The 13,945-nt window shown below is 70.9% G+C and carries 15 protein-coding genes, 1 tRNA gene and 1 riboswitch; of the genes, 10 read left to right on the top strand and 6 right to left on the bottom strand.

What is annotated here, in order from left to right:
* The first annotated feature begins 87 nt into the window (after window positions 1-87).
* Together ACGH52_RS15005 and rdgB are read left to right on the top strand one after the other, a co-directional pair.
* Window positions 88-492: a hypothetical protein gene (locus ACGH52_RS15005; RefSeq protein ID WP_399939747.1), complete on the top strand. Its 405-nt coding sequence runs from the start codon at window positions 88-90 to the stop codon at window positions 490-492.
* A 46-nt stretch (window positions 493-538) separates the two neighbouring features.
* Window positions 539-1,141 carry an RdgB/HAM1 family non-canonical purine NTP pyrophosphatase gene (rdgB, locus tag ACGH52_RS15000; protein ID WP_399939744.1) on the top strand — a complete coding sequence of 201 codons (603 nt, stop codon included), beginning with the start codon at window positions 539-541 and terminating at the stop codon, window positions 1,139-1,141.
* A gap of 55 nt (window positions 1,142-1,196) precedes the next feature.
* Here the strand turns inward: rdgB and ACGH52_RS14995 are convergent.
* From ACGH52_RS14995 to bcp, 4 genes are all read right to left on the bottom strand, one after another.
* Window positions 1,197-1,272 (bottom strand) — tRNA-Leu (locus ACGH52_RS14995).
* A gap of 15 nt (window positions 1,273-1,287) precedes the next feature.
* A complete protein-coding gene (locus ACGH52_RS14990) occupies window positions 1,288-1,959 on the bottom strand; it encodes an HNH endonuclease signature motif containing protein (RefSeq protein ID WP_121703687.1) in 672 nt (223 codons plus the stop codon).
* Window positions 1,956-2,606, bottom strand: a complete 651-nt coding sequence (locus ACGH52_RS14985) for an HNH endonuclease signature motif containing protein (RefSeq protein ID WP_121703688.1) — start codon at window positions 2,604-2,606, stop codon at window positions 1,956-1,958. Before ACGH52_RS14985 ends, ACGH52_RS14990 begins: the two co-directional genes overlap by 4 nt.
* A 133-nt stretch (window positions 2,607-2,739) precedes the next feature.
* A complete protein-coding gene (gene bcp / locus ACGH52_RS14980; RefSeq protein ID WP_121703689.1) occupies window positions 2,740-3,207 on the bottom strand; it encodes a thioredoxin-dependent thiol peroxidase in 468 nt (155 codons plus the stop codon).
* 94 nt (window positions 3,208-3,301) lie between these two features.
* Here bcp and ACGH52_RS14975 point away from each other — a divergent pair, with 94 nt between their 5' ends.
* The 3 genes from ACGH52_RS14975 (at window position 3,302) to ACGH52_RS14965 (ending at window position 4,484) form a co-directional block, all read left to right on the top strand.
* Window positions 3,302-3,634, top strand: a complete 333-nt coding sequence (locus tag ACGH52_RS14975; protein ID WP_059301552.1) for a DUF3618 domain-containing protein — start codon at window positions 3,302-3,304, stop codon at window positions 3,632-3,634.
* 23 nt (window positions 3,635-3,657) lie between these two features.
* The gene (locus ACGH52_RS14970; RefSeq protein ID WP_003975911.1) at window positions 3,658-4,014 is read left to right on the top strand and encodes a co-chaperone GroES; all 357 of its coding nucleotides are present in this window, start codon (window positions 3,658-3,660) and stop codon (window positions 4,012-4,014) included.
* Window positions 4,015-4,065: 51 nt separating this feature from the next.
* Window positions 4,066-4,133: riboswitch (guanidine-III (ykkC-III) riboswitch) on the top strand.
* 30 nt (window positions 4,134-4,163) lie between these two features.
* Complete coding sequence (locus ACGH52_RS14965) at window positions 4,164-4,484, top strand: multidrug efflux SMR transporter (RefSeq protein WP_003975912.1); 321 nt, start codon at window positions 4,164-4,166, stop codon at window positions 4,482-4,484.
* Here ACGH52_RS14965 and ACGH52_RS14960 read toward each other — a convergent pair.
* Window positions 4,478-6,892, bottom strand: coding sequence for a transglycosylase domain-containing protein (locus tag ACGH52_RS14960; RefSeq protein WP_193777810.1), 2,415 nt, complete (start codon window positions 6,890-6,892; stop codon window positions 4,478-4,480). The two genes, ACGH52_RS14965 and ACGH52_RS14960, sit on opposite strands and share 7 nt — an antisense overlap.
* 193 nt (window positions 6,893-7,085) lie before the next feature.
* Between ACGH52_RS14960 and ACGH52_RS14955 the strand changes: the two genes are divergently transcribed.
* Genes ACGH52_RS14955 through ACGH52_RS14940 form a run of 4 tightly spaced genes read left to right on the top strand, consistent with a single transcriptional unit; the run spans window position 7,086 to window position 10,595 of the window.
* A complete protein-coding gene (locus ACGH52_RS14955) occupies window positions 7,086-7,892 on the top strand; it encodes an ABC-2 family transporter protein (RefSeq protein ID WP_059301551.1) in 807 nt (268 codons plus the stop codon).
* Window positions 7,885-8,736: an ABC transporter permease gene (locus ACGH52_RS14950; protein ID WP_399939736.1), complete on the top strand. Its 852-nt coding sequence runs from the start codon at window positions 7,885-7,887 to the stop codon at window positions 8,734-8,736. The genes ACGH52_RS14955 and ACGH52_RS14950 overlap by 8 nt, the downstream gene beginning before the upstream one ends.
* Before the next feature lie 5 nt (window positions 8,737-8,741).
* On the top strand, window positions 8,742-9,764 hold the full coding sequence (locus ACGH52_RS14945; protein ID WP_374103212.1) for an ATP-binding cassette domain-containing protein: 1,023 nt from the start codon (window positions 8,742-8,744) through the stop codon (window positions 9,762-9,764).
* Between the two features lie 33 nt (window positions 9,765-9,797).
* Window positions 9,798-10,595: a DUF1707 domain-containing protein gene (locus tag ACGH52_RS14940; RefSeq protein ID WP_399939733.1), complete on the top strand. Its 798-nt coding sequence runs from the start codon at window positions 9,798-9,800 to the stop codon at window positions 10,593-10,595.
* Window positions 10,596-11,006: 411 nt separating this feature from the next.
* Here the strand turns inward: ACGH52_RS14940 and ACGH52_RS14935 are convergent, their stop codons facing one another.
* The gene (locus tag ACGH52_RS14935) at window positions 11,007-12,371 is read right to left on the bottom strand and encodes an SGNH/GDSL hydrolase family protein (RefSeq protein WP_121703692.1); all 1,365 of its coding nucleotides are present in this window, start codon (window positions 12,369-12,371) and stop codon (window positions 11,007-11,009) included.
* A gap of 197 nt (window positions 12,372-12,568) precedes the next feature.
* Between ACGH52_RS14935 and ACGH52_RS14930 the strand changes: the two genes are divergently transcribed.
* A complete protein-coding gene (locus ACGH52_RS14930) occupies window positions 12,569-13,939 on the top strand; it encodes a DUF445 domain-containing protein (protein ID WP_076974545.1) in 1,371 nt (456 codons plus the stop codon).
* Window positions 13,940-13,945 lie beyond the last annotated feature (6 nt).

Genomic DNA, 13,945 nt, shown 5'->3' with positions numbered 1-13,945 from the left:
ACGGGCGTACGGCAGACCTTGCCGTACGCCCGACGCCGCACCGCACACGGGCCGCCCGGCCCTGTCCCAAGGGGAGGACCGAGACCCATGGCCGCGAGCCGCCACCGCCGCCTTCGCCGCACCGCCACCGCCGTCGCCACCGCGGCGACCATCGCCCTGACGGTCGGCCTCACCACCGGCTGCGACGCCGTCGACAAGGCACTCGACTGCGTGCGCACGGCCGACGCGATAGCCGACAGCGTCACCGAACTCCAGCAGGCCGTGGAGAACGTGGACGACCCCACCCAGTGGGAGGAGTCCCTCGACTCCATCGACAAGAACCTCGACAAGATCGGCGACCAGACCGACAACACCGACGTCAACAAGGCCGTCGACGACCTCGGCAAGGCCGTCGACACCGTCCGCACCTCGGTGAAGAACGGCGACGAGACCCCCGACCTCAGCCCCGTCACCGACGCGGCGGGCGAGTTGACGAAGGTCTGCACGCCGTAGGGGGAGGGGGCAGGGACAGGCACGGGGGTCCGGAATACTGACCCCCATGAGCCGCCTGATCCTCGCCACCCGCAACGCCGGAAAGATCACCGAACTGAGGGCCATCCTCGCCGACGCGGGCCTGCCCCACGACCTCGTCGGCGCGGACGCCTACCCGCACATCCCCGACGTCAAGGAAACCGGCGTCACCTTCGCCGAGAACGCCCTGCTCAAGGCCCACGCCCTCGCGCAGGCCACCGGCCTCCCCGCCGTCGCCGACGACTCCGGCCTCTGCGTCGACGTCCTGAACGGCGCCCCGGGCATCTTCTCCGCCCGCTGGGCCGGCCGCCACGGCGACGACAAGGCCAACCTCGACCTCCTCCTCGCCCAGATCGGCGACATCGCCGACGAACACCGCGGCGCGTACTTCGCCTGCGCGGCGGCCCTGGCCCTGCCCGACGGCACGGAACGGGTGGTCGAGGGCCAGTTGAAGGGCACCCTCCGCCACGCCCCCGCCGGCACCGGCGGCTTCGGCTACGACCCGATCCTCCAGCCGGACGGCGAGACCCGCACCTGCGCGGAACTGACGGCGGCGGAGAAGAACGCGATCAGCCACCGCGGCAAGGCGTTCCGGGCGCTGGTACCGGTGGTACGGGAGCTGTTGGGCTGACTATGGAACAGAGCCCCGTACCAACGAATCGAAGGTACGGGGCTCCTCCGCCTTGTGGGCCCGGTGGGACTCGAACCCACGACACACCGGACCTAAACCGGCGCCCTCTTGGCCAGCTGGGGTACGGGCCCTTGGCGATGGCTACTCTACTGGGCGCGATGCGTGGTTCGTCGCCCTCCCCTGCACCACGTGCTGGTGATCGCGTGGCAGTTAGGACAGAGCAAGCGCAGGTTCTCGCGCCGATTGTCGCTCCAGTTCCCGTTGATGTGGTCCACCTCCAGCGTCATGGGCTTGCCGAACCATTCCGAGGCAACTCCGCACCTGGCGCACTCCTCGCAAACACCGACTTCGCGAAGCGCGCGGCGCAGGAGCGAGGTCTTTGTTCGACGACTGTTCTCCTTCTTCACCAAGATGTCCTCGGCGCGCTTGGCCGTTGAGCTTGCCCTGCCCCGCTGGTGTGCCTGCCCTAGGAAGTGGGAGGTGTCTACGCCGTCATCTGCGACCCACTGGTGAAACAGCCTGCGAAACCGGCCGTTGCCCGGCTTGCCCAAGGCCTCCAGAGCACCCGCTATGGAAATCGCTCCCGCCACCGCGCCTCGTAGCTCGTCCACTGTTGGTCTCGGGGAAGGGACCGGACCGCGTCGCCGACGCGGGAAGTGTGAGACGTCGATACCGAAGTGCTCGAAGCGCTTGTACAGATATCGACGGAGACTGCCGTAGGCCTGGGTGCCGAAGAAGGCGATGACCTCGTCGATGTCCGAACACCGGGTCGCGGCTTCGGCCAGCCGCTCGCGGGTGTAGTGCGTGCCCACGGTCACGAGGCGCGCCCCTTGCTGCGGCCTCGGTATGTGTCCGTCGCTGAGTGGCAGTTGGGACAGAGCATCCGGAGATTCTCGATCCGGTTGTTTCGCCAGTCGCCGTCGATGTGGTCGACCTCGAGCGGTAGCGGTTCTCCGAGCCACACTGCCTCGTTGCCGCAGAGCGCGCAGCGCTCCTTCATGCCAAGTTCGCGCATCGCCTTCTTCAACCGGCTGCCCGGGATGCGCCTGGCGTGGGCCGACGTGACCTCGATGAGGATTTCCTCGGGGGTTCGGCGCCGCTGGTTGTGTCGCTGTCGTTCCGTGCGGACCACCGATGTGAAGTGCGAGGTGTCGATGCCGTATGCCTTGATGCGTCGGGAGATGTTCGTGTGGTGTCCTCCGACCGGGTCGAGTCCGAGCCGCCGCAGGACCTCGTTGACGCTGGTCGACGCAGCGACGACGGGCTCAAGAACCTCCCTGGTCCACTTGGCCCCCTCGCGCTCGAAGTGCGAGACATCCACCCCCAGCTTCCTCATCCGGTCGAAGACGTACCGGCGCTTCCAGCTCTTCGGGTCCACCCCCAGCCGCCCCAACGCCTGCGACAACGTCCGCGCCCCACGAGCCGCCTCCTCCAACCGCTCCCGGCTGTACGTACTGGCTCCCATCGAATCCCCTCCGTCCCCGGCCACGCGTTCGCGGCCTCGTACGGAGTAACGAACCGGTTATCGGACAGTCACGTACGGCATGCGGAAGGGCCCGTACCGGAGAGGTCCGGTGCGGGCCCTGTCGAGAGGGGACTCAGATGCCCAGGTCCTTGATGATCTTGGCCACGTGGCCCGTCGCGCGGACGTTGTACAGGGCGCGTTCCACCTTGCCCTCCTCGTCGACGACGATCGTGGAGCGGATGACGCCCATGTAGGTCTTGCCGTAGTTCTTCTTCTCACCGAAGGCCGCGTAGGCGTCCAGGACCTTCTTGTCCGGGTCGGCGAGGAGGGTGACCTTCAGGGACTCGGCCTCGCGGAACTTGGCCAGCTTCTCCGGCTTGTCGGGGGAGATGCCGAGCACGTCGTACCCGGCGCCGGTCAGCAGCTCCAGGTTGTCCGTGAAGTCGCAGGCCTGCTTCGTGCAGCCGGGGGTAAGCGCGGCAGGGTAGAAGTAGACGATGACCTTGCGGCCCTTGTGGTCGGACAGGGACACCTCGTTGCCGTCGGCGTCCGGGAGGGTGAAGGCGGGGGCCGTGTCCCCGGGCTGGAGTCGCTCGCTCATCGATCCAGCGTAACGGGGGGTCCTGACAGTGCGGAGAAGCAAGTAGCTGACAGACTGTCCGGGACAGCGTCAGAGCGGACTTCGGAGGCGTACGGTGGCGGACACGTCGGACATCAGGACCCCGGCGCAGATCGAGGCGGACATCAAGCGCCGCCGCGAGGTGCTGGCCGAGACGCTCGACGAGCTAGGGATGCGGGTGCACCCGAAGACGATCGTCGACGATGCGAAGGCCAAGGTCGCTTCCAGCGTCGACCACACCCTCGGCCGGGCGTACGTCCAGGTCAACCGGGTGGTCAGCGATGTGAAGTCGCAGTTCGTGGACGAGCAGGGCTCCCCGCGGATGGAGCGCGTCGTGCCCGCCGCGCTGGTGGTGGCCGGGGTCGTCGGGCTGCTCGTCCTGGGCGGCACCCGGCGGCGCGGGCGCTGAGCGCGGGCAGGTAGGTTCAGGGCGTGAGCGCCAAGAGAAACGAGCACGGTCCCCAGGACGACAAGCTGCCCATCCGGATGCTGCACGACCGCGTACTCGTGCGGCAGGACACCGGCGAGGGCGAGCGGCGTTCCGGGGGCGGGATCCTGATCCCCGCGACGGCGGCCGTCGGCAAGCGGCTGGCCTGGGCCGAGGTGGTCGCGGTCGGGCAGAACGTACGGACCGTGGAGCCGGGCGACCGGGTGCTGTACGACCCGGAGGACCGGGCCGAGGTCGAGGTGCGGGGTGTGGGCTACGTGCTCATGCGCGAGCGTGATCTGCACGCCGTGGCCGCGGACCGGTTCGAGGGGTCGGAGGACTCCACCGGGCTGTACCTGTAAGCAGTAGGGCGGTAGGGCCTGGTGATCAGTCTCACCAGGCCCTTTCTCCTGCCTTTGCTATCTTGGGAAGCACCCCGACGAGACGCGCCGTACCGGGCTGAAGGAAAAGACGACGCACCCCGTTCAGTTCGTTCACGGAGGTGCCTGTCATGGCGTGGGTCTTGTTGTTCGTCGCCGGTCTGCTCGAGGTCGGCTGGTCGATCGGGATGAAGTACACCGACGGTTTCACCCGGCTGTGGCCCAGTGTGTTCACGGGCGCCGGGATCGTCGCGAGCATGATGCTGCTGTCGTACGCGGCGCGGACGCTGCCCATCGGTACCGCCTACGGCGTGTGGGTGGGCATCGGCGCGGCCGGGGCGGCGGTGCTCGGCATGGTGGTGCTGGGGGAGCCGGCGACCGCCGCCCGGATCTTCTTCATCTGTCTGCTGCTGGTCGCCGTGGTGGGTCTGAAGGCGACCTCCGGTCACTGACGCCGGGGTGTGACGGGGAGGCCGGCGACCGTGCCGGCGGTGGTGCCCGCGCTGTCGGCGTCCCCGCCGCCCGCGCCGCTGGTGTCCCCGCCGCCCGGTCCCGTGCCCGTCCCCCCGTTCGAGGAGTCGTCGCCGCCTCCGTCGCCGCCGCCCGTGGGGCCCGGCTCGGTGCTGGCGCCGCCCGTGGTGGGGGTGCCGCCGCCGGTCGACGGGGGCTCGGACTCGGTGCCGCCGGAGTCGCCGGGCTCGGTGCTGCCGCCGGAGTCGCCCGGGGTCTCGGTGGAGGAACCGTCCTCGTCGCCGGTGGAGTTCTCGTCGGCCTCGCCGCTGCCGCTCTCGTCGCCGTCGCCCGGTTCGTCCGAGGCGTCGCCGGACGGGGGCGCGGTGACGTCGGCGCCGTCCTGGAGCTGGAGGTCGAAGTCGCTGACCGGTTCGCCCTTCAGGGCGTTGCGGGTGTACTGCCCCCAGATCTCGGCGGGGGCGCCGCCGCCGTTGACGCGGGCGAGGCCCATGGCGCCGTACAGGGGCTTGTGGGCGGCGGTCTTCGGGTCCTGGCCCATGACGGCGACGACGGTGGCGAGGTCCGGGGTGTAGCCGGCGAACCAGGCGGCCGTGTCCTCCTCGGCGGTGCCGGTCTTGCCCGCGGCGGGGCGGCCCGCGGCCTGGGCGGCGGTGGCGGTGCCGTTCTGGACGACGCTGCGCAGGACGGACGTGGTGGTGTCGGCGGCCTCGCGGCTGACGGCCTGGTGCTCGCGCCGCTCGGGCAGCTCGACCTCGTGCTTGCCGTCCTTCATGACCTTCTCGACGAAGGTGTACGTGCCGTGCCGGCCGTGGTTGGCGAGGGTGGCGTAGGCCTCGGCCATGTCGAGGGGGCTGGCGGTGGCGACGCCGAGGGCGATGGAGGGGGAGGGGGTCAGCTCGGGGGTGTTCTTGGACAGGCCGAGGTCGATCGCCGTCTGCTGGACCTTGTCGGAGCCGACGTCGACGGCCATCTGGGCGTACACGGCGTTGATGGACTTGTCGGTGGCCTCGCGGACGGTGACGTCGCCGTAGTCGCGGTGGTCCTCGTTCTCGGGGGCGTAGCGGCCGCCGCTCCAGCCCTGGACGGGGCGTTCGCTGGTGCCGTCGTAGCGCGTGTTCGGGTTGATCGTCTGGCCGCTCTGCGTCTCGGAGTGGTTCTCGACGGCGGAGGTGAACACGAAGGGCTTGAAGGTGGAGCCGACCTGGAAGTCGCGGCGGACGGCGTTGGGTGTGTACTGCTTGACGTAGTCGATGCCGTTGTACATCGCGACGACCTTGCCGGTCTTCGGGTCGACGGAGGCGCCGCCCGCGCGGACGTAGGTGTCGACCTTGCGTTCCTTCTTGTCCAGCCGGGACATCAGCTTGTCGTCGACGGCCTTGACGAAGGCGTCCTGCTTGTCCTTCTGGAGGGTGGTGGTGATGCGGTAGCCGCCGCGGTCGAGTTCCTCCTCGTCGACGATGTCGTTCTCGATCAGGTACTTCTTGACGATGTTGACGACGTAGCCGCGCTGTCCGGACATGCCGGTGGAGACGGTGGACTGCTTGGGCTTGGGGAACTTCGCGGCGGCGCGGTCGGCGGGGCTGAGCCAGCCCTTGTCGACCATGCCCTTCATGACGTAGTTCCAGCGGGCCTCGGCGGCGGGCCTGTTCTCGGGGTGGGCGACGACGTCGTACTGGCTGGGGGCGTTGAGCAGGGAGGCGAGGTAGGCGCCCTGGGCGGCGGTGAGGTCCTTGGCGTCGACGCCGAAGTAGGCCTGGGCGGCGGCCTGGATGCCGTAGGCGCCGCGGCCGAAGAAGCTGGTGTTGAGGTAGCCCTCGAGGATCTCGCTCTTGCTCTTCTCCCGGTCGAGCTTGATCGAGATGAAGAACTCCTTCACCTTGCGGGTGACGGTCTGCTCCTGGCCCAGGTAGTAGTTCTTGACGTACTGCTGGGTGATCGTGGAGCCGGACTGCTTGCCCTTGCCGGTGGCGGTGTTCCAGCCGGCCCGGACCATCGCCCCGGGGTCGATGGCGGACTCGGTGTAGAAGTCGCGGTCCTCGGCGGCGAGGACGGCGTGCTGGGCGTCCTTGGAGATGCGGGCGAGGCCGACGCTCTCGCGGTTGACCTCGCCGTCGCGGGCGAGGACGCTGCCGTCGGCGTACAGGTAGACGTTGGACTGCTTGGTGGCGAGCGCGTTGGCGGCCGGGATCTGGACGAGGTGGTAGCCGAGGAAGAAGCCGCCGACGATCAGCAGGAGGCCGACGACGACGGTGCTCAGCGTGATGCGCCAGGTCGGGATCAGACGGCGCCATCCGGTGCGCTTGGGCCGCTTGGGCTTCTTCGCCTTCCCGGACGGCTCTTCCGAGGCCCAGCCCGGGCGCTGCGGCTGCTGCGGCTCGTCGCTCATCTCGTGCACGGACTCCTGTTTCGGCTGCTGCTTCGCTTCGTACGGTTTTCGGAACGTCTGAGTTCTTCTGGAGAAGACTCTCGCACCGTGGGTTCCGTTCCCACTCGACGGCACACCCGTGAAATTCCGTGGCAGGCGTCCCCCCGGGCGCACTAGGCTCTTGCGCTTTGGTGCCGGTCACAGGGGAGGGGCAGTGCGTACGGGTTCGGGGCGGTTGTACGTGGCCGTCGCGGCGGGTGGATTCCGACGGTACGCGACGTATCGGGCGGCCACCGCCGCCGGGGTGTTCACCAACACCGTCTTCGGACTGATCCTGGTGTACACCTATCTGGCGCTGTGGGACGAGAAACCCCAGCTCGGCGGGTACGACCAGGCGCAGGCCGTGACGTTCGTGTGGCTGGGGCAGGCGCTGCTGGCGGCGCTGGCGATCGGGGGCGGCGGGTTCGAGGACGAGTTGATGGAGCGCATCCGTTCGGGTGATGTGGCCGTCGACCTGTACCGGCCGGCGGACCTCCAGCTGTGGTGGCTGGCGGCGGACGTGGGCCGGGCGCTGTTCCAGTTGCTGGGCCGAGGGCTGGTGCCGTTCGTGTTCGGGTCGCTGTTCTTCCCGGTGGCGCTGCCGCGGGAGGCGTCCGTGTGGGCGGCGTTCCTGGTGACGCTGCTGCTGGCGATGCTGGTGGGTTTCGCGCTGCGCTATCTGGTGGCGCTCTCGGCGTTCTGGCTGCTCGACGGGACCGGGGTGACGCAGATGGCGTGGCTGGCGGGGCTGTTCTGCTCGGGGATGCTGCTGCCGCTGAACGTGTTCCCGGGGGTGCTCGGCGAGGTGGTGCGGGCGCTGCCGTGGTCGTCGCTGCTCCAGGCACCGGCGGACGTGCTGCTGGGGGAGGCGGACCCGCTGGGGACGTATCTCTTCCAGGCGTCCTGGGCGGTGGCGCTGCTGGCGCTGGGCCGGCTGGTGCAGTCGGCGGCGACGCGACGGGTGGTGGTCCAGGGTGGCTGAGGTGACGCGGGCGGCCGAGGCGGAGGTGCGGCGCGGGCGGGTCGTCGAGGGGGTGCGCGCGTACGGGTTGATCGCCGGGATGTGGATCAGGTCGACGATGGCGTACCGGACGTCCTTCGTGCTGACGACGTTCGGGAACTTCGCGATGACCGCGCTGGACTTCGTGGCGATCCTGCTGATGTTCTCCCGGGTCGACGCGCTGGGCGGCTGGGCGCTGCCCGAGGTGGCGTTCCTGTACGGGCTGTCCGCGGTGTCCTTCGGGCTGGCGGACCTGTCGATCGGCTCGATGGAGCGGCTGGGGCGCCGGGTGCGGGACGGCACGCTGGACACGCTGCTGGTGCGTCCGGTGCCGGTGCTGGCGCAGGTGGCGGCGGACCGGTTCGGGCTGCGCCGTCTCGGCCGGGTGGTGCAGGGGCTGCTGGTGCTCGGGTACGCGCTGTGGGTCGTCGACGTCGACTGGACGGTGGCGAAGCTGCTGCTGATGCCGGTGGCGCTGCTCAGCGGGGCCGGGATCTTCTGCGCGGTGTTCGTGGCGGCGGCGGCGTTCCAGTTCGTGGCGCAGGACGCCTCGGAGGTGTCCAACGCCTTCACCTACGGCGGTACGACGATGCTGCAGTACCCGCCGACGGTGTTCGCGCTGGACCTGGTGCGGGGGGCGACGTTCGTGGTGCCGCTGGCGTTCGTGAACTGGCTGCCGGCGAGCCATGTGCTGGGGCGGCCGTACCCGCTGGACCTGCCGGGGTGGGTGGCGTTCACGCCGCCGCTGGTGGCCGCGGCCTGCTGTGCGCTGGCGGGTCTCGCCTGGCGGGCGGGCCTGCGTTCGTACCGGAGTACGGGGAGCTGACGGAGATGGCGGAGATGGCGGAGACGGCGGAGTCCGGGACGGATACGGCGACGGAGGTGGACGCGGGGGCCTTCATCGAGCTGGACGGCGTCGAGAAGGTCTTCGACGTGCGCAAGAAGACCGGATTCCTGAAGCGGGAGCGGCGGCAGGTGCGGGCCGTGGACGGGCTGTCGTTCACGGTGTCGCGCGGCGAGATGGTCGGGTACATCGGCCCGAACGGCGCCGGGAAGTCGACGACGATCAAGATGCTCACCGGCATCCTGACGCCCAGCGGCGGGCGGCTGCGGGTGGCCGGCATCGACCCGTCCCGGGAGCGGACCCGGCTGGCGCACCGCATGGGGGTCGTCTTCGGGCAGCGGACGACGCTGTGGTGGGACCTGCCGCTGATCGACTCCTACCGGCTGATGCACCGCATGTACCGCATCCCGGACGCCCGTTACCGCGAGAACCTGGACCGCTGCGTCGAACTCCTCCAGCTGGCGGAGCTGCTGGACGTGCCGGTGCGGCAGCTGTCGCTCGGCCAGCGGATGCGCGGCGACATCGCGGCGGCGCTGCTGCACGACCCGGAGGTGCTGTACCTGGACGAGCCGACGATCGGCCTGGACGTGGTCTCCAAGGCCAAGGTGCGGGGGTTCCTGCGGGACTTGAACGCCGAGCGCGGCACGACGGTGCTGCTGACCACGCACGACCTCCAGGACATCGAGCAGCTCTGCTCGCGCGTGATGGTCATCGACCACGGGCGGCTGATGTACGACGGCCCGCTGGACGGCCTGCACGAGGCGGGGGAGAGCGAACGCACCCTGGTGGTGGACCTGGAACGGGAGTTGCCGCCGATCGAGGCGCCGGAGCCCGCGCGGGTGGTGCGGGTGGAGGGGCCGCGGCAGTGGCTGGCGTTCCCGGCGTCGGCGTCGGCGGCCGGGCTGGTGGCGCGGATCGCGGCGGAGTATCCGCTGGTGGATCTGTCGGTGCGGGAGCCGGACATCGAGGCGGTGATCGCGAAGATGTACGCGGAACGCGCGGGCGCGTAGTGCCGGGCGCGGTGACCTCGTAGGCTGCTGTCCATGACCGACGACGCCCGGGAACTCCGCGCCTCCGACGCCGACCGTGAACGAGTCGCCGAGGTCCTGCGCGACGCCCTCGCCGAGGGGCGGCTGGACATGACCGAGTTCGAGGAGCGGCTGGACGCCACCTACCGGGCGCGGACGTACGGGGAGCTGGCGCCGATCACCCGGGACCTGCCGGTCGGCGAGGTGGCCGCGGCGCCCCGGGTGTCGATGACCAAGGAGCCCGCGCGAGGCGGCGGCTGGGCGGGGCGGATCACCGGCGCGGAGCCCTCGTCGACCTGGGCGGTCGCCGTGATGTCCGGCTTCCAGCGCAAGGGGCGCTGGACGGCGCCGGGGCGGTTCAACTGCTTCGCGTTCTGGGGCGGCGGGGAGATCGACCTGCGCGAGGCGGACTTCTCGACGGGCGAGGTCGTGATCAACTGCGTCGCGATCATGGGCGGGATGAACGTGGTCGTGCCGCCGGGCGTCGAGGTCGTCGTGCGCGGCATCGGCATCATGGGCGGCTTCGACCACAGTGAGGAGGGCGTCCCGGGAGACCCGGGCGCCCCGCGCGTGGTCGTGACGGGCTTCGCCTTCTGGGGCGGCGTCGGCGTCGAGCGCAAGGTGACGCGGGCGGAGCGGCAGCGGCTGAAGGAGGAGCGCCGGCAGGAGAAGCTGGAGCGCAAGGCCGCGCAGCGGGAGCTGCACGACTCCGTCCGGGAGAGCGTGGAGGGGACCCACCGCAGGATGCTGGACGGCCACCGGGACATGCTGCGCGAGCAGCGTGACGACCGCCGCAGGCGGGGCGAGGACTGAGCGGGGCGCGGGCGGCGCCCCTGCTTTCCGGTCTGTCCGGCTCCGCGACCGGTGCCGCGCCCTTGACGTGGCGGACGCGCACCGCGGGATGCTGGACGGGGACCGGGACATGGTGCGCGAGCACCGTGACGCCCGCCGCGAGGAGCGCGACGGGCGCAGGTGCGGGGGCGAGGGCTGAGGGGGCGCGGGCGGCGCCCCCGGCTGCGGGGCGGTCCGGCTACGCCGCCACCGGGGCCGCGCCCTTCAGCGGTCCGGGATGACGTGGCGGACGCGCACCGCGGGATGCTGGACGGGGATCGGGACATGGTGCGCGAGCACCGTGACGCCCGCTGCGAGGAGCGCGACGGGCGCAGGTGCGGGGGCGAGGGCTGAGGGGGCGCGGGCGGCGCCCCCGGCTTCGGGGCGGTCCGGCTACGCCGCGACCGGGGCCGCGCCCTTCAGGGCGTCCAGGTCGAGGACCTGGCCCATGCGGGCGTACCCCTTGTCGCTGGGGTGCAGGTGGTCGCCGCTGTCGTAGTCGGAGCGCAGGCTGCGCGGGTCGTAGGGGTCGCGCAGGGCCTTGTCGAAGTCGACGACCGTGTCGAAGACGCGGCCGGAGCGGATCTCCTCGTTGATCTCCTGCCGCATCGTCTCGCGGGCCTTCGTGTAACCGCGGTGGCCGCCGAACGGCATGATCGTCGCGCCCACGACCCGCAGCCCCCGGGCGTGCGCCTGGTCGACGAGGGTGCGCAGGCCGGTGAGGATGCCGTCGCGGTCGGCGAGTTCCGGGCTGTTCAGGATGTCGTTGACGCCGAGGACGATGACGACGGCCTTGACGTTGGTGCGCTCCAGCACATCGCGTTCGAAGCGGCTGAGCCCGCTCGGGTTGTCGGCCGGGCGGCCCGACCTGCTGGTCAGGATCCGGTTGCCGCTGATGCCCTCGTTCACGACGCTGTAGCGGGGCGTGTCCCGGCCGGTGCCGGCTGCCTCGTGGAGGCGCGCGGCGAGGATGTCGGTCCAGCGGTGGTTGGCGTCGGTCTCGGCGCCGAGGCCGTCGGTGATCGAGTCGCCGAACGCGACCAGCGTGCCGTCGGCCTCGTGGCTCAGCACGTCCAGCGCGGTCAGGTACCGCCAGTACGGCGTGGGGGTGGTGTACGCGACGGCGGTGACGTCGGCCGTGCGGTCGCCGTCGGCGAGGTAGCTGGTCTGCCGGGCCTGCGGGTGGTAGGTCACCGGCCCGGACGGGACCGGGGAGTACGTGGTGACCAGGACGTTCGCCCCGTAGGGGATGGCGATGCGGGCGATGTCGCTCATCACCTGGCCGCCCGCCGGGATGATCACCCGGGTGTTGCCGCCGAAGGTCAGCACGCGCATGGTGTCGGGGACCGCGGCGGCCGTGTCGGGGCCCGCGGCCAGGGCGATCGAGGCGTGCGTGACGGTCAGCGGCGACTGGCCGTACAGGTTGGACAGGGTGATCCGCGCGCTGGTGCCGCCGACGGAGGTGTGCACGACGTTGCGCACGGAGCGGCCCGCCATGCCGGTCGTCTCGGTGCCCGGCTCGGCCGCGGCCGGTGCGGTGGCCCAGGCGCCCACCCAGGCGCCGGTGGAGGCGGGGGCGGCGTCGCCCCGTGGGAGACGGCCTCCGGCCTGCAGTGCGTGGTCCCTGCTGCCGTCGTCCGCGGACGCTCCGGCGTATATGGCCGCGGAGATCGCCACTATCAAGGTGACGATCGCCGCTAGCAGGGCACGGTGCTTGGTGGGAGGCGCCCCCGCACCCCCGTCACGACCCCGGGTCATGCTGTTCTGTTCTCCTCGGGCGAGGGGAGCCCCGAGGCTCCGGTCCGATGAACCCATGATGCGTCATGGGCGGAGGAAAGGCCGCAGGAGCCCCGGGCGTTCCCCCTCCCGGACAGACGCCGGGAACTTGTGTTCCGTTCCGGGAGTCGGTCAGGAAGGGACAATGTGTGAGGCACCTATCAGCGAACGGTGGAGCGATGGAACGCACGAGAGCGGAACTGCCTGAGGGCGCGGGGGGTGCTGGTGGTTCCGGCGGTGCCGGTGGTTCCGGGGGTGCCGGCGCGGGTGCGGTCCGCGACCGCGCGATGACGTCGTTCAGCCCGGCCGACGAGGTCAAGCGCCGCGGCGTGCGCCGGATGAAGCTCACCGCCACCGGCCTGCTGCTGTTCGTCGCCGTGGTCTACGTCCTGGCCGAGTGGGCCTCCCACCGGGGCGCGGGCGCCTGGGCGGGCTATGTGTCGGCCGCCGCCGAGGCCGGCATGGTCGGCGCGCTCGCCGACTGGTTCGCGGTCACCGCCCTCTTCCGCCACCCGCTGGGCATCCCCATCCCGCACACCGCGATCATCCCGAAGAAGAAGGACCAGCTCGGCGTCTCGCTGGGCGAGTTCGTCGGGGAGAACTTCCTCTCCGAGGCCGTCGTGCGCCAGCGGCTGCGCGCCGTCGGCATCGGCAGCCGCCTCGGCGCCTGGCTCGCCGTGCCCGAACACGCCGACCGGGTGACGGCGGAGCTGTCCGCCGCCCTGCGCGGCGCCCTCACCGTGCTGCGCGACTCCGACGTCCAGGCGGTGGTCGGCGAGGCCATCACGCGTCGCGCCGACGCCCAGGAGATCGCCCCCGGCATCGGCAAGATGCTGGACCGGGTGGTCTCCGACGGCGGTCACAAGCGCGCCGTCGACCTGATCGTCTCCCGCGCCCACGACTGGCTGATCCTGCACGGCGACTCCGTGATGGACGCCGTACAGGGCGGGGCGCCCGGATGGACGCCCCGGTTCGTCGACCGGAAGATCGGCGACCGGGTCTACAAGGAGCTGCTGCGCTTCGTCACCGAGATGCGCGACATGCCCGCCCACCCCGCGCGCGGCGCCCTGGACCGCTTCCTCACCGACTTCGCCGCCGACCTCCAGTCCGACACGGAGACCCGCGCGCGCGTCGAGCGGCTGAAGACCGAGGTGCTGGGCCGCGGCGAGGTCCAGGACCTGATCGCGTCCGCCTGGACGGCCGTACGATCCATGATCGTCTCGGCGGCGGAGGACGAGCGCAGCGAACTGCGCCTCAGGGTGCGCGCCTCGCTGCTGTCCCTGGGCTCCCGGATGGCCTCCGACCCCAAGGTGCAGGGCAAGGTCGACCGCTGGGTGGAGAGCGCCGCGGTGTACGTCGTCACCACCTACCGCAAGGAGATCACCTCGCTGATCACGGACACGGTGGCGGGCTGGGACGCCGAGCACACCACGAAGAAGATCGAGGCGAACATCGGCCGCGATCTGCAGTTCATCCGCATCAACGGCACGGTGGTCGGCTCGCTGGCCGGGCTGCTGATCTACACGGTCTCCCGCATCCTGGGGGCGTAGCCTCCG

The organism is Streptomyces sp. BBFR25 (assembly GCF_044590125.1).
GTDB lineage: Bacteria > Actinomycetota > Actinomycetes > Streptomycetales > Streptomycetaceae > Streptomyces > Streptomyces canus_D.
The sequence above is the reverse complement of the archived record's forward strand: the minus strand, read 5'-3'. Positions and strand labels throughout refer to the sequence as shown.

What these genes read in the sequence shown, in the direction of transcription:
- ACGH52_RS15005 (WP_399939747.1), top strand. Translation starts at nt 88, where the DNA reads ATGGCCGCGAGCCGCCACCGCCGCCTTCGCCGCACCGCCACCGCCGTC.
- rdgB (WP_399939744.1), top strand. Translation starts at nt 539, where the DNA reads ATGAGCCGCCTGATCCTCGCCACCCGCAACGCCGGAAAGATCACCGAA.
- ACGH52_RS14985 (WP_121703688.1), bottom strand. Translation starts at nt 2,606, where the DNA reads ATGGGAGCCAGTACGTACAGCCGGGAGCGGTTGGAGGAGGCGGCTCGT.
- bcp (WP_121703689.1), bottom strand. Translation starts at nt 3,207, where the DNA reads ATGAGCGAGCGACTCCAGCCCGGGGACACGGCCCCCGCCTTCACCCTC.
- ACGH52_RS14965 (WP_003975912.1), top strand. Translation starts at nt 4,164, where the DNA reads ATGGCGTGGGTCTTGTTGTTCGTCGCCGGTCTGCTCGAGGTCGGCTGG.
- ACGH52_RS14960 (WP_193777810.1), bottom strand. Translation starts at nt 6,892, where the DNA reads ATGAGCGACGAGCCGCAGCAGCCGCAGCGCCCGGGCTGGGCCTCGGAA.
- ACGH52_RS14945 (WP_374103212.1), top strand. Translation starts at nt 8,742, where the DNA reads ATGGCGGAGATGGCGGAGACGGCGGAGTCCGGGACGGATACGGCGACG.
- ACGH52_RS14940 (WP_399939733.1), top strand. Translation starts at nt 9,798, where the DNA reads ATGACCGACGACGCCCGGGAACTCCGCGCCTCCGACGCCGACCGTGAA.
- ACGH52_RS14935 (WP_121703692.1), bottom strand. Translation starts at nt 12,371, where the DNA reads ATGACCCGGGGTCGTGACGGGGGTGCGGGGGCGCCTCCCACCAAGCAC.
- ACGH52_RS14930 (WP_076974545.1), top strand. Translation starts at nt 12,569, where the DNA reads ATGGAACGCACGAGAGCGGAACTGCCTGAGGGCGCGGGGGGTGCTGGT.